Source organism: Vibrio sp. 10N.286.48.C11 (assembly GCF_041469805.1).
In the GTDB taxonomy this organism is placed as follows: Bacteria; Pseudomonadota; Gammaproteobacteria; order Enterobacterales; family Vibrionaceae; genus Vibrio; species Vibrio crassostreae_C.
The window spans coordinates 15865-35146 of sequence record NZ_JBFRLK010000079.1 but is presented as its reverse complement, the minus strand read 5'-3'; the positions used below and the strand labels follow the sequence as shown (position 1 = coordinate 35146).

General features: G+C 45.4%; 20 protein-coding genes. 16 read left to right on the top strand and 4 right to left on the bottom strand.

Annotation, left to right across the window (positions count from 1 at the left end; all coding sequences use genetic code 11):
• From AB4209_RS17990 to AB4209_RS17915, 16 genes are all read left to right on the top strand, one after another.
• On the top strand, positions 1-2193 hold the full coding sequence (locus AB4209_RS17990; RefSeq protein ID WP_017064112.1) for a chemotaxis protein CheA: 2193 nt from the start codon (positions 1-3) through the stop codon (positions 2191-2193).
• A 13-nt stretch (positions 2194-2206) separates the two neighbouring features.
• On the top strand, positions 2207-3331 hold the full coding sequence (locus tag AB4209_RS17985; RefSeq protein ID WP_017071205.1) for a chemotaxis response regulator protein-glutamate methylesterase: 1125 nt from the start codon (positions 2207-2209) through the stop codon (positions 3329-3331).
• A gap of 10 nt (positions 3332-3341) precedes the next feature.
• Positions 3342-4124: a ParA family protein gene (locus AB4209_RS17980; protein WP_017071206.1), complete on the top strand. Its 783-nt coding sequence runs from the start codon at positions 3342-3344 to the stop codon at positions 4122-4124.
• Positions 4111-5253 carry a chemotaxis protein CheW gene (locus AB4209_RS17975; RefSeq protein WP_372056768.1) on the top strand — a complete coding sequence of 381 codons (1143 nt, stop codon included), beginning with the start codon at positions 4111-4113 and terminating at the stop codon, positions 5251-5253. The genes AB4209_RS17980 and AB4209_RS17975 overlap by 14 nt, the downstream gene beginning before the upstream one ends.
• 72 nt (positions 5254-5325) lie before the next feature.
• A complete protein-coding gene (locus tag AB4209_RS17970) occupies positions 5326-5820 on the top strand; it encodes a chemotaxis protein CheW (protein WP_017064109.1) in 495 nt (164 codons plus the stop codon).
• A complete protein-coding gene (locus AB4209_RS17965; protein WP_017066369.1) occupies positions 5820-6332 on the top strand; it encodes a DUF2802 domain-containing protein in 513 nt (170 codons plus the stop codon). The genes AB4209_RS17970 and AB4209_RS17965 overlap by 1 nt, the downstream gene beginning before the upstream one ends.
• A gap of 278 nt (positions 6333-6610) precedes the next feature.
• Positions 6611-7228, top strand: coding sequence for a cytochrome c biogenesis heme-transporting ATPase CcmA (gene ccmA, locus AB4209_RS17960; RefSeq protein ID WP_017060659.1), 618 nt, complete (start codon positions 6611-6613; stop codon positions 7226-7228).
• Position 7229: 1 nt separating this feature from the next.
• Positions 7230-7898, top strand: coding sequence for a heme exporter protein CcmB (gene ccmB, locus AB4209_RS17955; RefSeq protein WP_017060658.1), 669 nt, complete (start codon positions 7230-7232; stop codon positions 7896-7898).
• A 157-nt stretch (positions 7899-8055) separates the two neighbouring features.
• Positions 8056-8796, top strand: a complete 741-nt coding sequence (locus AB4209_RS17950) for a heme ABC transporter permease (RefSeq protein WP_017064107.1) — start codon at positions 8056-8058, stop codon at positions 8794-8796.
• 14 nt (positions 8797-8810) lie between these two features.
• Complete coding sequence (gene ccmD / locus AB4209_RS17945) at positions 8811-9017, top strand: heme exporter protein CcmD (RefSeq protein ID WP_009848525.1); 207 nt, start codon at positions 8811-8813, stop codon at positions 9015-9017.
• The gene (gene ccmE, locus AB4209_RS17940) at positions 9014-9496 is read left to right on the top strand and encodes a cytochrome c maturation protein CcmE (protein ID WP_017064106.1); all 483 of its coding nucleotides are present in this window, start codon (positions 9014-9016) and stop codon (positions 9494-9496) included. The genes ccmD and ccmE overlap by 4 nt, the downstream gene beginning before the upstream one ends.
• Positions 9493-11463: a heme lyase CcmF/NrfE family subunit gene (locus AB4209_RS17935; RefSeq protein ID WP_017060654.1), complete on the top strand. Its 1971-nt coding sequence runs from the start codon at positions 9493-9495 to the stop codon at positions 11461-11463. Before ccmE ends, AB4209_RS17935 begins: the two co-directional genes overlap by 4 nt.
• A 5-nt stretch (positions 11464-11468) precedes the next feature.
• A complete protein-coding gene (locus AB4209_RS17930; RefSeq protein WP_372056766.1) occupies positions 11469-12020 on the top strand; it encodes a DsbE family thiol:disulfide interchange protein in 552 nt (183 codons plus the stop codon).
• Positions 12017-12505 (top strand): cytochrome c-type biogenesis protein, encoded by a 489-nt coding sequence (locus tag AB4209_RS17925; RefSeq protein WP_017084526.1) that lies wholly within the window; start codon positions 12017-12019, stop codon positions 12503-12505. The genes AB4209_RS17930 and AB4209_RS17925 overlap by 4 nt, the downstream gene beginning before the upstream one ends.
• Positions 12505-13725: a c-type cytochrome biogenesis protein CcmI gene (gene ccmI, locus AB4209_RS17920; protein ID WP_372056764.1), complete on the top strand. Its 1221-nt coding sequence runs from the start codon at positions 12505-12507 to the stop codon at positions 13723-13725. Before AB4209_RS17925 ends, ccmI begins: the two co-directional genes overlap by 1 nt.
• A 124-nt stretch (positions 13726-13849) precedes the next feature.
• Positions 13850-14635, top strand: a complete 786-nt coding sequence (locus tag AB4209_RS17915; protein WP_372056762.1) for a VacJ family lipoprotein — start codon at positions 13850-13852, stop codon at positions 14633-14635.
• Positions 14636-14724: 89 nt separating this feature from the next.
• Here AB4209_RS17915 and AB4209_RS17910 read toward each other — a convergent pair whose 3' ends face one another.
• The 4 genes from AB4209_RS17910 to AB4209_RS17895 form a co-directional block, all read right to left on the bottom strand.
• Entirely contained in the window at positions 14725-16029 is a 1305-nt protein-coding gene (locus tag AB4209_RS17910) for an outer membrane protein transport protein (RefSeq protein WP_017068971.1), read from the bottom strand.
• 296 nt (positions 16030-16325) lie between these two features.
• Positions 16326-17594 carry an outer membrane protein transport protein gene (locus AB4209_RS17905; protein WP_069597167.1) on the bottom strand — a complete coding sequence of 423 codons (1269 nt, stop codon included), beginning with the start codon at positions 17592-17594 and terminating at the stop codon, positions 16326-16328.
• Between the two features lie 297 nt (positions 17595-17891).
• The gene (locus tag AB4209_RS17900) at positions 17892-18620 is read right to left on the bottom strand and encodes a DUF3379 domain-containing protein (RefSeq protein WP_372056760.1); all 729 of its coding nucleotides are present in this window, start codon (positions 18618-18620) and stop codon (positions 17892-17894) included.
• A complete protein-coding gene (locus AB4209_RS17895; protein ID WP_017060646.1) occupies positions 18613-19161 on the bottom strand; it encodes a sigma-70 family RNA polymerase sigma factor in 549 nt (182 codons plus the stop codon). Before AB4209_RS17895 ends, AB4209_RS17900 begins: the two co-directional genes overlap by 8 nt.
• Positions 19162-19282: the final 121 nt, after the last annotated feature.

Here is a 19282-nt window from a genome sequence, read left to right as displayed (position 1 = left end):
ATGAGCTACGATTTAGACGAAGATATTCTTCAGGACTTTTTAGTCGAAGCAGGAGAGATCCTTGAACTCCTATCAGAACAACTGGTAGAGCTTGAGAATAACCCTGACGACAAAGACCTATTAAATGCTATTTTCCGTGGTTTCCATACAGTAAAAGGTGGTGCTGGTTTCCTAGCATTAACTGAGCTGGTGGATACTTGTCATGGTGCTGAGAATGTGTTCGACATTCTGCGAAACGGCCAACGCAGCGTAACATCAGGTTTGATGGATACCATGCTGCAGGCGCTAGATACAGTCAATGTACAGTTTCGCGCCGTGCAAGATCAGGAACCTTTAGTGCCAGCCGACCAATCTTTATTGGATGAACTTCACCGTCTCTGTAAACCAGAGTCTGCGGATGAAGTGGCACCAGTAGAAGCGCCTGCACCTATTATCCCTGAACCTGTTGTTGCAGCGCCTGAGCCTGTTATTGCTCCGGAACCTACTGCTGAAAGCTCAAACATCAATGCATCTTCAGTCGATGATATCTCTGAAGATGAGTTTGAACGCTTGCTTGATGAGCTTCACGGTAAAGGTGGTTCACCAACAGCGCCTTCTGCACCAACACCGCCGCCAGCACCCGCTGCACCTCAGTCTGTTGCTGACAGTGGTGATATTACTGATGACGAATTTGAAAAGTTATTAGATGAATTGCACGGTGCGGGTAAGAGCCCGACAGCGGCAAGTTCAACGCCTCCTCCACCGCCAACGCCGCCAGCAGCACCTGTTTCGGCGATGTCTGAAGGCGATGATCTGATGACTGACGAAGAGTTCGAGAAGTTACTTGACCAACTACATGGCTCAGGTAATGGACCTTCGATTGAAGAATTGGATGCCGCGACTAAGCCAGCAGAAGTTAAGGCAGTAGCACCTCAAGCTGCGCCTAAACCTGCTGCGCCAGTTGCCGTTAAAGCTGAGCCAAAACCGAGCGCTCCAGCAAAAGCTGAAGTTAAAGTGCCGGCTAAGAAGCAACAAGCTGAAGCGACAGTTCGTGTTGATACATCAACACTGGACACCATCATGAACATGGTGGGTGAACTGGTATTGGTGCGTAACCGACTAGTCAGCCTAGGCCTCAACAGCAACGACGAAGAAATGTCGAAAGCTGTCTCTAACTTAGATGTTGTTACTGCAGACCTTCAAGGTGCGGTAATGAAGACTCGTATGCAGCCGATCAAGAAAGTATTTGGTCGCTTCCCACGAGTTGTCCGTGACCTTGCTCGTAGCTTGAAGAAAGACATCGTTCTTGAAATGCGTGGCGAAGAAACGGACCTTGATAAAAACTTAGTAGAAGCACTTGCTGATCCCCTGATTCACTTGGTGAGAAACTCTGTCGATCATGGTATTGAAATGCCAAACGACCGTGTTGCTGCGGGTAAATCACAAACGGGTAAAGTGATTCTGTCTGCCTCTCAAGAAGGTGACCACATTGAACTGGCTATCGTTGATGACGGTGGCGGTATGGACCCTGATAAGCTTCGTGCTATCGCGGTTAAACGTGGCCTGATGGATGAAGATGCAGCGTCTCGCTTATCAAATAAAGAGTGTTTTAACCTGATTTTTGCTCCTGGCTTCTCAAGCAAAGAGCAGATCTCGGATATCTCTGGTCGTGGTGTGGGTATGGACGTTGTGAAAACAGCGATCAACACACTGAACGGCTCTATTGATATTGATTCAGAAATGGGACAGGGCACCAAGATCACCATCAAGGTTCCACTAACCCTAGCGATTCTACCAACCTTGATGGTCGGTGTTGCAGGTCACCCATTTGCATTGCCATTGGCATCGGTTAACGAGATTTTCCACCTAGATTTAAGCCGCACAAACGTGGTTGATGGCCAGCTGACGATTATCGTTCGCGATAAGTCTATTCCGTTGTTCTACTTGCAAAACTGGCTTGCTCCTAAAGCGGGTATTGTTGAGCTGCGTAAAGGGCACGGCCATGTTGTTATCGTACAACTTGGTAGCCAACGTGTTGGTTTTGTTGTCGATACGCTTATCGGTCAAGAAGAAGTCGTGATCAAGCCGCTTGATAAGCTTCTGCAAGGCACGCCAGGAATGGCAGGTGCGACAATTACAAGTGACGGACACATTGCATTGATTCTAGATGTGCCGGACTTGTTGAAGCAGTACGCAGCTGCGTCAAGAATTTAATTTAAGGATAAATATGGCGATTAAAGTATTAGTCGTTGATGATTCGAGTTTCTTTCGTCGTCGCGTTAGCGAGATCATCAACTCAGAGGCTCGCCTAGAAGTCATTGATGTAGCAGTAAACGGTAAAGAAGCGGTTGAGAAAGCGAAACAGCTAAGACCTGACGTAATCACGATGGACATCGAAATGCCTGTCATGGACGGCATAACTGCCGTTCGTGAAATCATGGCAGCGTCTCCAACGCCTATTTTGATGTTCTCTTCGTTGACGCATGATGGAGCGAGAGCAACGTTAGATGCGTTAGACGCAGGTGCTCTAGACTTCCTACCTAAGAAGTTTGAAGACATCGCACGTAACCGTGATGATGCTGTTGCATTACTTCAACAACGTGTGATTCAGATTGCAGCAAAGCGTGCGTTTATGCGCCGTGCTCCTATTACGCCGAGAGCGACAGCAACGACTTCAACAGCTACGCCATTGCGCCAGCCGATTTCAACAGCAGCTTCGACTTCGACAGCGAAGCCTGCGGTTGCATCTACGGCGAAATTCAGAGCGTCAGGTAAGAAGTATCAATTAACAGCAATTGGTACGTCGACTGGCGGCCCTGTTGCTCTACAGAAGATTTTGACTCGCATCCCTGCTAACTATCCACACCCAATTGTGTTAGTTCAGCATATGCCAGCAACATTCACTGCTGCTTTTGCGAGCCGATTGAACACCTTGTGTAAGATTGAAGTTCGCGAAGCGCAAGACGGTGATGTGTTAAAACCTGGCGTGGCGTATCTTGCTCCGGGTGGTAAACAGATGATGGTGGATGGCCGCGCAGGGTCTGCACGTCTAAGAATTATCGATGGCGGCGACCGCATGAACTACAAGCCTTGTGTGGATGTCACATTCGGCTCTGCAGCGAAGATCTACGGCGACAAAGTGTTGTCTATGATCCTGACTGGTATGGGCGCAGATGGTCGAGAAGGTTCGCGTATGTTGAAAACTGCGGGCTCGACAATTTGGGCACAAGACGAAGATAGCTGTGTTGTATATGGTATGCCTCAAGCTGTAGCAAAAGCTGGCATTTCTACTGAAGACCTCCCTCTAGACCGTATCGCGGAAAGGATCTTGGTCGAAGTTGGGTTAGCTTAGGTAAATCGAAATGATTGTTTGGAGTGTTGCAAACCAAAAAGGTGGTGTTGGTAAAACGACCACGACCGTGACTCTAGCAGGTTTACTTGCGTTGAAGGGGCACCGTGTTCTGTTGGTTGATACTGACCCACATGCATCACTGACCACCTATCTGGGTTACGATTCAGATACGGTGGAATCGAGCCTGTTTGATCTGTTCCAGTTGCGTGAGTTTAACGTGCAGACGGTAAGACCTTTGCTTTTACAAACAGAAGTCGAAGGTATCGATATTATCCCTGCGCACATGTCTTTGGCGACATTAGACCGTGTAATGGGAAATCGAAGCGGCATGGGGTTGATCTTGAAGCGTGCTTTAGCCGCTTTGAAAGACGACTATGACTATGTATTGATCGATTGCCCGCCAATTCTTGGTGTGATGATGGTCAATGCATTGGCTGCAAGCGATCGTATATTGATTCCGGTACAGACGGAATTTTTGGCGATGAAGGGCTTAGAGCGCATGATTCGCACTTTGACCATTATGCAGAAGTCGCGCAAAACACCGTTTAAGGTGACGATTGTCCCGACGATGTACGACAAGCGAACCAAAGCCTCACTGCAAACATTAACGCAGCTCAAAGATGATTACCCAAACCAAGTTTGGACGTCTGCTGTGCCGATTGATACCAAGTTTCGAGACGCGAGCCTAAAACGCTTGCCAGCCTCTCATTTTGCATCGGGTAGCCGTGGTGTATTTGCTTATAAACAGTTGCTTATTTATCTCGAAAGGTTGGCGATAAATGAGCGCGAATAAAGAATCAACAATGGCGCAGCCAAGTCTCTCTAGTGAACAAGCACTGGATGATTACTTTACTGCGTTATTAGGCGATGAAAGCTTTGAATCTGACGATTTTTTTGTTGACGAGTCGAGCGACGAATCACAATCTGAAGAGCCAGAGCCAGAGCCAGAGCCAGAGCCAGAGCCAGAGCCAGAGCCAGAGCCAGAGCCAGAGCCAGAGCCAGAGCCAGAGCCAGAGCGCCAATTTTCGAGTCACCACTCTAGCTACGCAGAAATACGCGCGGCTGAGTTTGAGGTTCCTAACCTTGAGGATGTTCAGAAACTACTCAGCCGTTTAGAGGCGACCAATGTTGTTGATGAACTGAACCTTGATGAGTTGATGGATCAGAACACCCAGAAAATTGCCGAGCAAGCTGACATGCAAATGTTTGATGCCGCGGTTGAGTCTGTTCAAGTGTTCGAAGAGCCAGAGATTCAGGATTGGAATCTTCCAGAACCCGATTTATCAATTGTTGTAGAGCCACCTGTTGAATCGCAGCAAATTGAAGAGTTACAAGCTGAATCGTTGGAGACGGAACAAGTAGAAGTTAAGGCTGTTGAGCCTGAACTTGACGTTCCTGATCCCGAGACAGTTATTGAACCCGAAACTCAAGCAGGAGGTGCTGACCAGTTTACCTCTTGGGAAAGTACGGTTCGCAAAGAAGACTTTCAAGTCTTGTATTTTGATGTAAACGGCGTGACCTTTGCGGTGCCACTTGATGAGCTTGGCGGCATCCATCGCCTTGAAGAGTTAAGTCATATCATTGGTAAGCCAGCTTGGTATTTGGGTTTACAAACCAACCGTGATAGTCAGCTAGATGTGGTCGACACCGCAAAATGGGTGATGTCTGAGAAACTATCAGGTGACGAATACAAAGAAAACTATCAATATATAGTGATGCTTGGAGAGAGCTTGTGGGGCCTGGCGGGCACAGAGCTCAAAGGCACCGAGCTACTTAATACAGACAAAGTACGTTGGCGAGAAATGGCAGGGAAACGCCCATGGCTCGCTGGTATGGTAAAAGAAAAAATGTGTGCTTTGATTCATGTTGAAGCATTAATCGCCATGCTAAACGCAGGGCTAGATGTAAAAGCATTAAGCTAGTAATAAGCATTGGGCTAACAATAAGCATCAAGTTAATAATAGTGGTCGGTAACGACGGCAAGAGGATTATCTATGTCTCATATGAGTGAAGTTGAAGTAAGAAAAGAGCAAACGAATGATGAAGTACTTCAATGGGTGACTTTCCAGCTAGAAGAAGAAACTTACGGCATCAACGTAATGCAAGTACGTGAAGTACTACGTTACAGCGAAATTGCTCCAGTACCGGGTGCTCCAGATTACGTTCTAGGTATTATTAACCTACGTGGTAACGTTGTTACTGTTATCGACACTCGTTCTCGCTTTGGTTTGATGCAAGGTGAAATCACAGACAACACTCGTATCATCGTTATTGAATCTGAGCGTCAAGTAATTGGCATTCTAGTAGATAGCGTTGCTGAAGTGGTTTACCTGCGTTCTTCTGAAATCGACACAACGCCAAGTGTTGGTACTGATGAAAGTGCTAAGTTCATCCAAGGTGTAAGTAACCGAGATGGCAAGCTACTTATCTTAGTAGATCTAAACAAACTACTAAGCGAAGACGAATGGGATGAGATGGCTCACCTGTAATGTTTGAAGCGCTTCCTTTAAGCCCTGTCGCTCTGATATCAGGCGTTGGGGTTTTTACGTTATTTATCCTGATTTTGATTAGCAAAGTAAAACGTGCGATTCAAAAGCAGCTCGATCAGTCACGCCTGCAAGTTCGTAACTTGGACAAAGAGCTTCAAAAATCGAGTAAGCAATTACTTGAGGTTCGCTCTGTTGTGGTTGGCCTTGGCCAGAAAGTGACTGAACAACAAGATCTTATCAAACATTTGAATGAACGTATTGTTGAGCTGGAACATGCGGATACCGATGGACGTTTGTACACACGTGCAACGAAAATGGTTCAGCTTGGCGCTGGGATTAACGAGTTAATTGAAGAATGTGAATTACCCAAAGCAGAAGCTGAGCTGATGATGTCTCTGCAGAACAAGCTTGCTGGTAAAGAGAAAATCCCTTCGTTGAGAAGTAACCCTTCATCGTACGATGATCAACCCGATGCCTCTCGCGATCGCAGAGACCCGCCTCGACGTCGTTAAATTGAGCGCTTAATTCGTATTGAGCAATTGATGTTTATTACGTATTCCTCTTAAAAGAAGCTTCGGCTTCTTTTTTTATGCCTGTCCGATCTATATAGAACGATGTTTATAAGTGCTTGTATCTACGACAATATCTTGTTTGTTGATGAAAATGTGTAAATTGTGATGAGGTGGTAACAGTTTCTTACCGACTTTGTTCTATCGAAAACGCCTAGTCCTGTTTTGTCACCATGTTGGTGTGCTACTATAGTGCTCTCATTACTCGACTAAATTTACCTATGCTAGAAGTCTCAAATTTAACTGCTATTCGTGACGATAGGATTCTGTTTGAATCGTTGTCTTTTCAATTGAAACCAGGTGAGCTGGTTCAAGTTGAAGGTCGTAACGGTACCGGGAAAACGACACTCCTTAGGATTATTACTGGCTTAGGCGATCGCGATGACGGCACTATCTCTTGGGACGGTGAGTCTATTGAATCGAGTCGAGATGTTTATCATCAAAATTTACTTTTTCTTGGTCACCAAACAGGCGTAAAGCGCGAGCTTAGTGCTTATGAGAATCTGAGCTTTTATCAGTCGATTCACAGTGGCGGTACCAGCAAAGAAGAGCTTTATCACGCGCTGGCTCAAGTCGGGCTTGCGGGCAGAGAAGACGTACCTGCGGGGCAACTTTCAGCAGGCCAACAACGCCGAGTTGCGTTGGCTCGCCTTTGGTTGAGCAAGCAAATGTTGTGGATTCTTGATGAGCCGCTGACTGCCATTGATAAGCAGGGCGTGAAAGTTCTCGAATCTCTTTTTTCTCAGCATGCAGACAACGGTGGCATTGTGTTGTTAACCACACACCAAGATATGTTTGCTGATAGCCCGAAACTAAGAAAAATAAAGTTGGGTGAGTAATATGATCTCTTCAATGACCACGATTATCCGACGCGAACTGCTTATCGCGTTTCGACGTCAAGCGGATATCTTTAACCCTTTGTGGTTCTTCATCATTGTTATAACTCTATTCCCTTTGAGTATCGGCCCTGAGCCAAACCTACTTGCGCGTATTGCTGCGGGTATTGTTTGGGTGGCCGCTTTGCTCTCTGCACTGCTCTCTTTAGAACGTCTTTTCCGTGATGATTTTCAAGATGGCGCGCTTGAGCAGATGATGCTGATGCCCATCCCGTTGCAGTTGGTAGTATTGTCCAAGGTCATAGCACACTGGTTGTTGACCGGGTTACCATTGATTTTAATCAGCCCATTATTGGCTGTTTTGTTGTCTTTAGATTTTGATACATGGCTCTCAGTTGTGTTGACCTTGCTGGTAGGAACACCCGCATTGAGTTTTATTGGTGCGATTGGTGTTGCGTTAACCGTTGGGTTACAGAAGGGCGGAGTCCTGTTAAGCCTGTTAATCTTGCCGCTTTACATCCCCATTTTGATTTTCGCGACGTCAGCGATTGACGCTGCGGCTTTGGGCGTTGCGTACAACGGCCAATTGGCGGTGCTTGGGGCAATGTTAATGGGTGCGATGACTATGACGCCTTTTGCGATCAGTGCCGCACTTAGAGTGAGTGTGAACTGATTGGGGTTCCGTTATCGTATAGCCAATGTGAACCAAATGTGACGATTGGACTCATAGAGTCAATAAAACTGAAAGCAAGACAAATAAAATTATTATAATTATAGCTTTAATAGCTTTAATAGCTGTAAGCAATATGAAGTAAGAGTGAGATTACAACATGTGGAAATGGCTCCATCCCTATGCCAAAGCAGAAACCTCTTATCAGCTTGCTGGTAAACTTTTGCCATGGTTTTCGATCCTAGCGCTATTGTGTCTATCCGTCGGTACCGTGTGGGGGCTTGCATTTGCGCCTTCTGATTACCAACAAGGCGATAGCTTCCGTATCATCTACATCCATGTACCGTCTGCAATCTGGTCTATGGGCGTTTACATGTCGATGGCGATTGCTGCCTTTATCGGTTTGGTATGGCAGGTAAGGCTATCAGACATGGCCGCACTGGCGATGGCACCGATTGGTGCTGTGTTTACCTTCATTGCGTTACTAACCGGCGCTGTTTGGGGTAAACCAATGTGGGGCGCCTGGTGGGTTTGGGATGCGCGTTTAACCTCAGAGCTGATTCTTCTATTCCTATACTTGGGTGTGATTGCACTACACCACGCTTTTGACGACCAAAAAACAGCAGCAAAAGCGGCAGGCATTTTGGCTATCGTTGGTGTCATCAACCTACCTATCATTCACTTTTCAGTAGAGTGGTGGAACACACTTCACCAAGGCGCGACGATCACTAAGTTCGACAAGCCTTCTATTTCAAGTGACATGTTATGGCCGCTTCTTCTTAACATCTTCGGCTTCGCCTTTTTCTTTGGTGCTGTGACTATGGTTCGTTTCCGTAACGAAATCATCAGTAAAGAAAGTCACCGTCCATGGGTTCGCAAGCTTGCGGCTGAAAAAGCGTAGTAGGGTAGGTAATTATGTATTTTGAATCTTTGAGTGATTTCTTTGCCATGGGAGGCTATGCCTCCTATGTATGGAGTGCATTTGGAATCACATTTCTCGCGATGATCATTTTACTGGTCGTAAGCGTTCGTCGTGGTAAGCAATTACTAAATGAAGTACAAGCTAAGATTGATCGTCAAGCTCGTATCGATGCAGCAAAAAATATGGAGAACACTCTATGAACCCAAGACGTAAAAAGAGGCTGGGCATTGTCTTAGCGATCTTTTTTGGTATCAGTGCGACTGTTGGATTGATGGTTTACGCACTTAACCAGAACATGGATCTGTTCTACACACCAACTGAGCTGGTCAACGGCAAAGATGGTAAGAAACCTGAAGTTGGTCAACGCCTACGTATTGGTGGCATGGTCGTAGTCGGCTCTGTAAGCCGTGACAATGAATCACTACGTGTAAGCTTTGATTTGCAAGATGTAGGCCCTAAAGTAACAATTCTATACGATGGCATCCTTCCTGATCTTTTCCGTGAAGGCCAAGGTATTGTTGCTCAGGGTGTTCTTAAAAATGCAACGACAATCGAAGCGTTTGAGGTGTTGGCAAAGCACGATGAAGAGTACATGCCTTCTGAAGTTGCGGAAGCAATGAAGAAAACCCATGAGCCTTTGCAATACACGACTGAACAAAAAGAAGGAAATGCTCAATGATAGCCGAGATCGGCCATTTTGCGATGATCCTGTCCTTGGGACTTGCATTGCTGCTAAGCGTGCTCCCACTGTATGGAGCCGCTCGAAATAACACATTATTGATGAACAGCGCACGACCGTTGTCGTGGGGTATGTTCGGATTCTTAGCGATTTCGTTCTTTATCCTGTGTTACGCGTTCTACACAAATGATTTTACGATTCAATACGTAGCAAGTAACTCGAATAGCCAACTGCCTTGGTACTACCGAATTACGGCGGTTTGGGGCGCTCACGAAGGTTCATTACTGCTTTGGGTTCTTATCCAAGCGGGTTGGACGGTTGCTGTAGCGACGTTTAGTCGTGGTATGCCTCAAGAGTCTGTGGCTCGCGTACTGGCTATCATGGGTTTGATTACTGTCGGCTTCTTGCTGTTCATTATCGTAACGTCTAACCCGTTCCTACGTACATTGCCTTTCTTCCCTGTAGATGGCCGTGACTTGAACCCACTACTGCAAGACCCGGGTTTGATTATTCACCCGCCAATGCTTTACATGGGTTATGTAGGTTTCTCTGTTGCGTTCTCTTTCGCAATCGCTTCTCTAATGAGTGGTCGTCTTGATACGGCATGGGCTCGTTGGTCGCGTCCTTGGACAATCGCAGCTTGGTTATTCCTAACGGTAGGTATCGCACTAGGTTCATGGTGGGCTTACTACGAACTTGGCTGGGGTGGCTGGTGGTTCTGGGATCCAGTAGAAAACGCTTCATTCATGCCTTGGTTGGCTGGTACTGCTCTAATGCACTCACTAGCGGTAACTGAAAAGCGTGGCACATTTAAAGCTTGGACAGTATTGCTGGCTATCTCTGCATTCTCGCTAAGCTTACTAGGTACATTCTTAGTTCGTTCGGGCATCTTGGTATCTGTTCACGCATTCGCGTCGGATCCTGCTCGTGGTATGTTTATTCTAGGTTTCCTAGTCTTTGTTATTGGTGGTTCACTGCTGTTGTTCGCGGTTAAAGGCGCATCGGTTCGTGTTCGCGGTAACTTCGATTTGGTTTCTCGTGAAAACGCACTGCTTGGTAACAACATCTTATTGATTGCAGCGCTTGTCGTTGTATTAGTCGGTACGCTACTGCCATTAGTTCACAAACAGTTAGGCTTGGGCTCGGTATCTATCGGTGCACCATTCTTTGACATGTTGTTCTTTTGGTTAATGATCCCGTTCTCGTTCCTGCTTGGTATCGGTCCTCTGATCCGCTGGAAACGTGACAACCTATCTAAGCTTGTTAAACCAATGCTGATTTCAGGTGCATTCTCACTTGGCTTGAGTGCGCTAATGGTTGCTCTATTGGCCGACCGCTTCAGTGGTACTGCGTTTGCTGGTTGGGTAATGGCGTTCTGGATTATCTTCATGCACGGCTTTGAGTTGCATGAACGTGCGACTCACCGTCACACATTCCTGAAAGGTCTAACTAAGCTACCTCGAAGCCACTGGGCAATGATGTGTGGTCACATTGGTTTAGCCGTGACAGTGATTGGTATCGCGATGGTGCAAAACTACAGCATCGAACGTGATGTGCGTCTGGCGCCAGGTGAAAGCTACCAGCTTGAAGAATACAGCTTCCTGTTTACAGGGGTTCGTGACAAAGATGGTCCTAACTACGATGGTTACATTGCTGACTTTGAAATTACTAAAGAAGGCAAATACATCAACACGCTCCACGCTGAAAAACGTTTCTACACCACAGCTAAGTCTATGATGACAGAAGCAGCGATTGACCGTGGCGTAACGCGCGACCTTTACATTGCAATGGGTGAACGTTTAGACGACAACAAATCTTGGGCTGTACGTATCTACTACAAACCATTTGTACGTTGGATCTGGGCTGGTTCTTTGATCATGTCGATTGGTGGCGCTATTGCTATCAGTGACCGTCGTTACCGTTTCCGTAAGCCAACAAAAAAGTCGGCTGAAGAGCAGGAGGCTTAATTCGAATGAACAAGAAGATTTTATTCATTCCATTGATTGCGTTCATGGTTCTAGCTGGAATCTTTGCAACGCAATTAATGCGCAACCAGTCGGGTGATGACCCGACTAAGCTTGAATCAGTATTGATTGGTAAGCCTGTTCCTGAGTTCGGTCTAGAAGACTTAGAACAACCAGGTAAGTTTCATGATCAAGCGATCTTTAAAGGTGAGCCACTGCTTCTTAACGTGTGGGCGACTTGGTGTCCTACTTGTTATGCAGAGCACTCTTACCTGAACAAGCTTGCGGATCAAGGTGTTAAGATCATTGGTCTTAACTACAAAGATGATCGCAACAAAGCGGTTGGTTGGTTAAAAGAACTGGGTAACCCTTACTTAATCAGCCTGTTTGATGGCAATGGCATGCTAGGTCTTGACCTTGGCGTGTATGGCGCGCCTGAAACTTTCCTAATCGATGCTAACGGCGTGGTTCGCTACCGCCATGTTGGTGACGTGAACCCAACCAACTGGGCATCGACGCTTCAGCCGATGTACCAAGAGTTATTGGAGGAGGCGAAATGATTAAACAAACACTTGTAGCAATGTTCGCCACGTTCGCTATCTCTGCGTCGGTAACGGCGGCGCCTATCGAATTTCATGAGTTTGATACGGTCGATCAAGAGCAGCAATTTAAAGATTTGAGCAATACGCTTCGTTGCCCAAAATGTCAGAACAATACGATTGGTGATTCGAACGCGGAACTTGCGGTCGACTTGCGTCAAAAAGTGTATGAGATGACAAAAGATGGCAAGTCTGAGCAAGAAATTATTGATTACATGATTGCTCGTTACGGTAACTTTGTAACGTACAACCCGCCACTGACCTTGGCGACATCGATCCTATGGGTTGGTCCGTTTTCGGTTGTTGTATTAGGTTTTGGTTTGATTGTTTTACGAAGCAGAAAGTCAAAATCAAAAGCAGTAGAGTCCAATAAAGACTGGGATGCAGACAAAGAAGCACGTTTAAAAGCGTTACTCGACGAAGAGAACGACGGAGATAAACAGTAATGACTCTATTTTGGATTTCTACAATTGTCCTTTCGCTAGCAGCGATTTTAATGATTGTTCTGCCTTTTTTGAACAAGAAGGAAAACAACGATGAAGTGCTTCGTGATGAGTTGAATAAAGCCTTCTATAAAGATCGCTTAGTTGAATTAGAAGTAGAAGCTGAAGAAGGCCTTGTTGATAACCAGCAAGAACTGATCGCTGACTTAAAACAGTCGCTACTTGATGACGTTCCAACGCAAGAAAAAATCAAGAGAACACAGATATCTACGCTGGGTGTCGTTGTACCGTCAGTGATTCTTGTTTTGGTTGTTACCTACGGTATGTACTTTAAATTTGGTGCATTAGATAAGGTTCAACACTGGCAAGAAGTGAGTTCGAACCTTCCTGAGTTGTCTAAAAAGTTAATGTCATCAGAAGGTGGAACGCTTACCGATGATGAACTTGAAGATTTGACTCTAGCGCTTCGTACTCGTCTTCACTATCAACCAAAAGATTCAACCGGTTGGTTACTGCTTGGCCGTATTGCACTGGCTAACCGCGACGCTGAAACAGCAAAAGATTCTATGGAACGAGCTTACAAGCTTGAACCTAAGAATGAAGATGTTCAGTTAGGTTTCGCACAAGCACTGATGCTTTCACCTGATGAAGCGGATCAAAACCAAGCTCGTTTGATTTTGAGCCGTTTGATTCAAAACGATTACGTAGACCTTCGTGTGTTCTCACTGCTAGCGTTCGATGCATTTGAGCGTCAAGATTACCCGGGTGCTGTGAAGTACTGGAGCATCATGCAACAGATGATTGGTCCACAAGACAGTCGCTATGAAATGCTTTCTCGCAGTATTGAAAGTACTCAGAAGAAAATGGGTGACACTATGGGTGTCGACCAAGGCAAGACTGTTGCTGTAACGCTCGATCTATCTGCAGACGTGAATGCTGACCCTAACTCAGTGTTAATTGTGTCAGTACACAGAGCGGATGGTTCTCCAATGCCTATCGCAGCCGCTCGTTACCCACTAGGGACTTTCCCTCGTACTGTTGTGCTAGATGACGGCAACAGCATGCTGGAAGGACAAGAGCTGTCTAGCCTTGAAACTCTGATGGTTAGAGCTAGGCTTGATACAGACGGCAACGTTTCAACTCGCGAAGGTGATTGGTACGGTGAAAGTGAAGTGGTTGAATTGGGCGATCCAGTCACCATTGATATCAATAAGCAATATTAATCATCATTTTGCATAGGTGTTAGCTATTCCGATTTGCAGATAAACGGTATAGACTTAGCCAAACAATTGAGGCCAGCGATTGCTGGCCTTTTTTATTATTTGAATTCCTTATGGAAAAGGTGATATGTCTGTCAGTGTTTTAAGACTCTCGAGTTTACTTTTTATCGCAAGCTTAACGGTTGGGTGTTCAAGTGCGCCGGACGAAAGTGTTAACGATGATAACCTCGAAACCTCTGAATACGTCGAAGAGTTCCACCCGAATGATCCTTTTGAAGGCTTCAACCGAGCGATGTGGGATATCAACTACGAATATCTAGATCCTTATTTAGTTCGCCCTGTTTCCCTCGCTTATGTTGACTACACCCCTGTGCCAGTACGTTCTGGTATCTCCAATTTTCTAGCCAACTTAGACGAACCATCAAGCATGGTGAATAACCTCATTATGGGCAATGGTGAAAAAGCACTCGACCATTTCAATCGTTTTTGGATTAACTCAACGATTGGTTTGTTAGGCTTGATCGATATTGCCAGCGAAGCTGGGATCACCAAGTACGATGATAAGTCGTTCTCTGATGCGATTGGTCATTACGGGGTAGGGAATGGTCCGTACTTCATGGTACCGGGTTATGGCCCAGTAACAACGCGCGAAGTGACTGAAACCGTTGATGGTATGTATGTGCCTCTGTCTTTCTTGAACTTCTGGGCTAGCTTAGGCAAGTGGGCATTCGAAGGCATGGAAACACGTGCTCAGTTAGTGTCACAAGAGGCTCTGTTGGATAACTCTCCTGATCCATATGCATTAACGCGTGATGTTTACATTCAACGTCGTGATTTCAAAGCCGAGATTGAACCTGAAGAGGTCGACCTTGAAGAAGAAGATTTCATCGATGGTTATCTAGAAGATTACTAGAAACACGATTTAGAAAACCGATAAAAGACAGGCTCGATGTTGATGCAACATCGAGCCTTTTTAATATTTTCTACTTTTAGGGCGGTAGATTAGAAGCGGTAGTTCGCTTGGATGCCCACTAACCAGATGCTACCAGTCACTTCACCTTCGAAGTCACCACCAAATGGCGCAGAACTTGCGTCATCTTCAACCATTTTTGCGTCTTTCGCTAGGATGTAAGTGAAACCAGCGTCTAGTGTTAGTTGCTCAGACCATTGGTAGCCAGCACCAATACTCAACCAAGTGCGGTCTGTTTCCGGAATCGTCGCAGTACGGTGTTCATCGCTTACCGCTGAAGTGTCGTACGCAATACCAGAGCGCAGAGCTAACTTAGGTGTCATTTGGTAAGTTGTACCGATCGCAAAGCGGTAGTTGTCTTCCCAGTTCTCTTGCTTGATATCTTGAGTTCGAGCAGGACCGAATTCAGGGATGTCAGCTACTAGTTCTTCAAAGCTACTCCAATTAGTCCAGTTAACGCTCGCATGTACAGCGACTTTATCTGATAGTTGATGGAAGCTTGCAAGCTCGGCGGTTGCTGGCAATGCAAGTTGCATTGAGCCGTTATATTTTGACTTCACAGGAGTACCTAAAGCGCCAGCAACAGCATCAAAAGCGACACCATTTGCGTGGCCCTCAAGCGTTAGGTCTACTTCTGACTTGTAGGTAAAACCAAGGCGGTTGTTTTCATTGATCTGCCAAGCGGTACCAACTTGCCAGCCCCACGCTGTGTCATCACCTTCCATGTATTTTAAAGCTGTACCTTGAGGCATAGGAACTAGAGAGTTAACTGTAGATACCGCTCCAAAGCTACCTTCAGCCATGATGTAACGAATACCACCACCAATAGATACGCTTTCAAGTACTTGGTAAGCCGCGTTTAGGTTTAGCTCCATCGTAGTAACACTTGCTTCGTTACCGTGGTTTGCGCCACCAAAGTCTTTACCTAGGTCTGTTTCCATACCGTAGTTAGTGCCAGCAGCAAAGCCTAATGCGAACTTGTCGTTGTACTTATGAGAAACATAAAAGTTTGGGATTACTGCACTGTGCGCAAAATCGCTAGAATTTGACGAAGTCGATTGTCCCATCATGGACGTAGAAGTACCGTCGATATCGATGTTAGGGTCAACATAGATAGCACCAACAGAAACCTGAGTACCTTCTAGGTAAGTCAGCATGGCAGGGTTACGCCATTGTGCGTCTGCGCCGTCAGCCATTGCAGCTTCACCAGCGTATGCGCGGCCAAGGCCTGTTGCTGAGTATTCTGCTAGTTGAAAACCTGCCGCGTGAGTGACGGTAGAAGTCGAAAGTAGTCCAACTGCCACCGCAGCAGATAGAAGAGTCTTATTCATTTTCATTATTATGTTCGCTGAATCATAAGTATTTAGTGGCGTGATTCTACGTTTAGAGTCATTGCTTTAAAAATGAAATTCGAATAAAACAGTGTTTTAGGGATTTAATGAGTAAATGTGTTTAATTATTAGAGAAATAATCTAAATGTTTCTGCTGTGTTGCGAAATTTGAGCGTACACTTGTAGTCATATATTGACCTTGCAGGCTACAACTGTAAGCTTAAATTGATGTGAGTCAGTGGTTTAGGCAATGAAAAAGGGTCGCATAATGCGACCCTTTGGGGATAAATTATTAGCTTATATTAGAAGCTACGGCTGTACTGCAGACCCATCAGGATTGCATCAGCATGTGTTGTTGCGTTAACACCGGTTGAAAGCCCAGGAGCGACTGGCGTAGTTTCTGATACATCTACATCATCACCCATTAGGTATGTGAAGCCGAAGTCAACATTAGAAACTGTGTCAATGTGGTATGTGAAACCAGCAGAGAACCATTGACGATCAGAATCTGGAACAGAAATTGAAGTCAGTTCATCCTGTGCACTTGTGTCGTACATGTAACCTGCACGAAGAGTCCAATCAGAGTTTAGGTAGTATGTACCACCAATAGCGTAGTGCCAGCCATCTTGCCATTGGTATTGTTTCGCATACGACGAGCCAAGAGGTGAGCCTTGTAAGTTTTCAAAGTCGATTTGATCGAATGCACCCCAACCAATCCATTGTACAGAGTAGTGAACTGCGAATTTAGTATCTTCGATTTTGTGGTAACCCGAGAATTCAGCGATATCAGGTAAAGGTAAGGTGATTTCTTGGCCTTTATCATCTTTAGCTGTGATCTCTGGACTGTAGCGGTAAGCTAAGCCGAAGCGGTTGTTTTCGTCTAGTTCATATACAGTACCAACATTGAAGCCCACAGCCCAACCATCAGCCTCATCAACATCGACTAATGTTGTTCCGGCAGGAACTAAACCGCCACTAGCTACACCAAGAGCTGCACTAGTTTCTCTTTTCATGGTGCCTTGACCGTAAATAAGGTCTAAACCTGCACCAAAGCTCCATTGTTTATTCAGTCGGTATGAACCAGCAAGGCCAAAGTTAATGCTCTGAACATCTGTTAAGCCGCCGTATTCAGCTGCAGTATAACTATCATCAAACTCTGTCTTAGTACCGAAGTTTGAGTACGCATTAACACCCCAAGCGAATTTATCGTTTACTGGAACGATAAGGTGGATATTTGGCGCGATAGATGTATCACCAACATCATCCGTGTCGGCAACCGGAATTGGACTGCCATTAATATTGTATTCAGCATCGTTTACTTCAATCATTGAAGTAATGCTTTCAAAACCAAGCGAAAGCTCAGTTTTGTCAAATAGTGCCATTGCTGCAGGGTTACGTGCCATTACTGACGCGTTATCTGCGATTACTGCATCACCAGCGAAAGCACGGCCGATGCCGGTTGCTGATTGTGCGTTAAGTTGGAAACCTGCTGCCATCGCTTGCGAAGACGCCAGTGTAATTGTTACTGCTAAAAGAGACTTTTTAAACAGACGCGTGTTGTTGGTAGTCATTCATTTATTCCTTTATATATCCGCCTCTACAGGGCGATTAATTTGAGCAATTGCTCAATGGTGGCTGATCCTATTCGCAAGTATACGATATACAAATCCGACCATTGGGAATTTTGAGTGGAAAATTATGGAAATGACGCCTATCTGGCACGAAAATGGTGCGAAATGCTGATTTTTAGAGTTTTAACTCTAGAGGTATTGATGGTGTGAATGGTTTTGTGGTTTATTTATAAATAAAGCCCAGCAATATCAGTAATATAATTGCTGGGCCTTTTGTGACGGGGCTTTAAGAGCGAATTAGCTCATTGGTTTGATCATTTTTGTCAGCTTTTCGGCGATTTTGGAAACATCCTCACCATTTTCACCCACAAGGATTAAGCTGCTGCCATCTACGGGTGTTACCGAGCCGGACATGCCTTTTTCATCAAAATCGATAGGTTTGTCTGTTGGAATACCGGTTAAAAACAGTGTTACTTTGCCTTTTGCGCCTTGGAAGACCATATGTACTGCGTTGGATTTACCAAAGCCACAGTGGTTTAGGTAATAAACATGGTAAGGGAAAGCGTCATCAAACTGAAAAGAAAATGGGTTCATTTTTGCGTTGATCTGCTGCGATGTAACCTGTTCATCGATGCTACTAACAAAGCTCTTCTCATCAACAACATGCTTCATCGCTGTATCAACTAAACTAGCTTGCGCAGGTGAAACGAATGCATTTCCCCAATTCACTTGGCCAACTAATAAACCTGCAACGAATGCTACTGAGGCGGCCATTGCCATTGCTCGTCTCGCAAACGTTGGCCTTACTACTTTGCTTTCTTCGCTTGAGGTCTGATTGAACAGAATACGATCAGCAAGATCGTCTGGCACATCCACATTCATCGCAGAGTGGATCTGTTTATCAAGCGCTAGTACATCGTCTAAGAAGTTACTATTGGCTTCGCTATTCGCGGTCGCATCAACAATATCTTGTGTACGTTGTTTAGGTTCCGACAATACACGACGACGAAATTCCAAATCATCCATTATGTTGCCCCCTCTCTGCCTCTTCTGTATCCAACAGCTCTTTCAACTGATTTCGAGCTCTGAATAAACGTGTCATCACCGTGTTTTTGTTGAGATCGAGAATATCGGCAATCTCATCACCACTAAAACCACCAATCACTTGCAAGAAGAGAGGTTCACGGTAATCAATTTCAAGTTTCATGATCTGCGCTTGCAACCACTGATGCTGATGGTGCGGGTCATCGCTGACACTAGCATCATTACCGTGATCGTCGATATCAACCAGATCAAACTGTTTGCGTTCAAATCGTCGAGCGTTCTCGCGTCTCAAGATAGTAATCAGCCAAGATTTAGCGGCTTTTTCATCTTGAAGGCTATCGAGTGACTTCCATGCACGAAGGCAAGTTTCTTGAACTAAGTCTTCGGCAATGCTTTTGTCTTTGCATAACCAATAGGCGTAGCGAAAGAGGTCACGATGATAGGCACGCACGAGTGCTTCGTATTTTCTTTGTTTGTCCATATCAGAGTTGACCGGACGCTTGGCTGTTTTCTTTCCAAACATTTTTATTATTGACACACGAGCCTCCATAATTGCTCTGCGTATAGCTGTCCTCTATACGTTGTGCTTTGTTTTTATATTTTTAGAGCTAACGATCGGCAGGAAATCGTAAAATCACATTAAA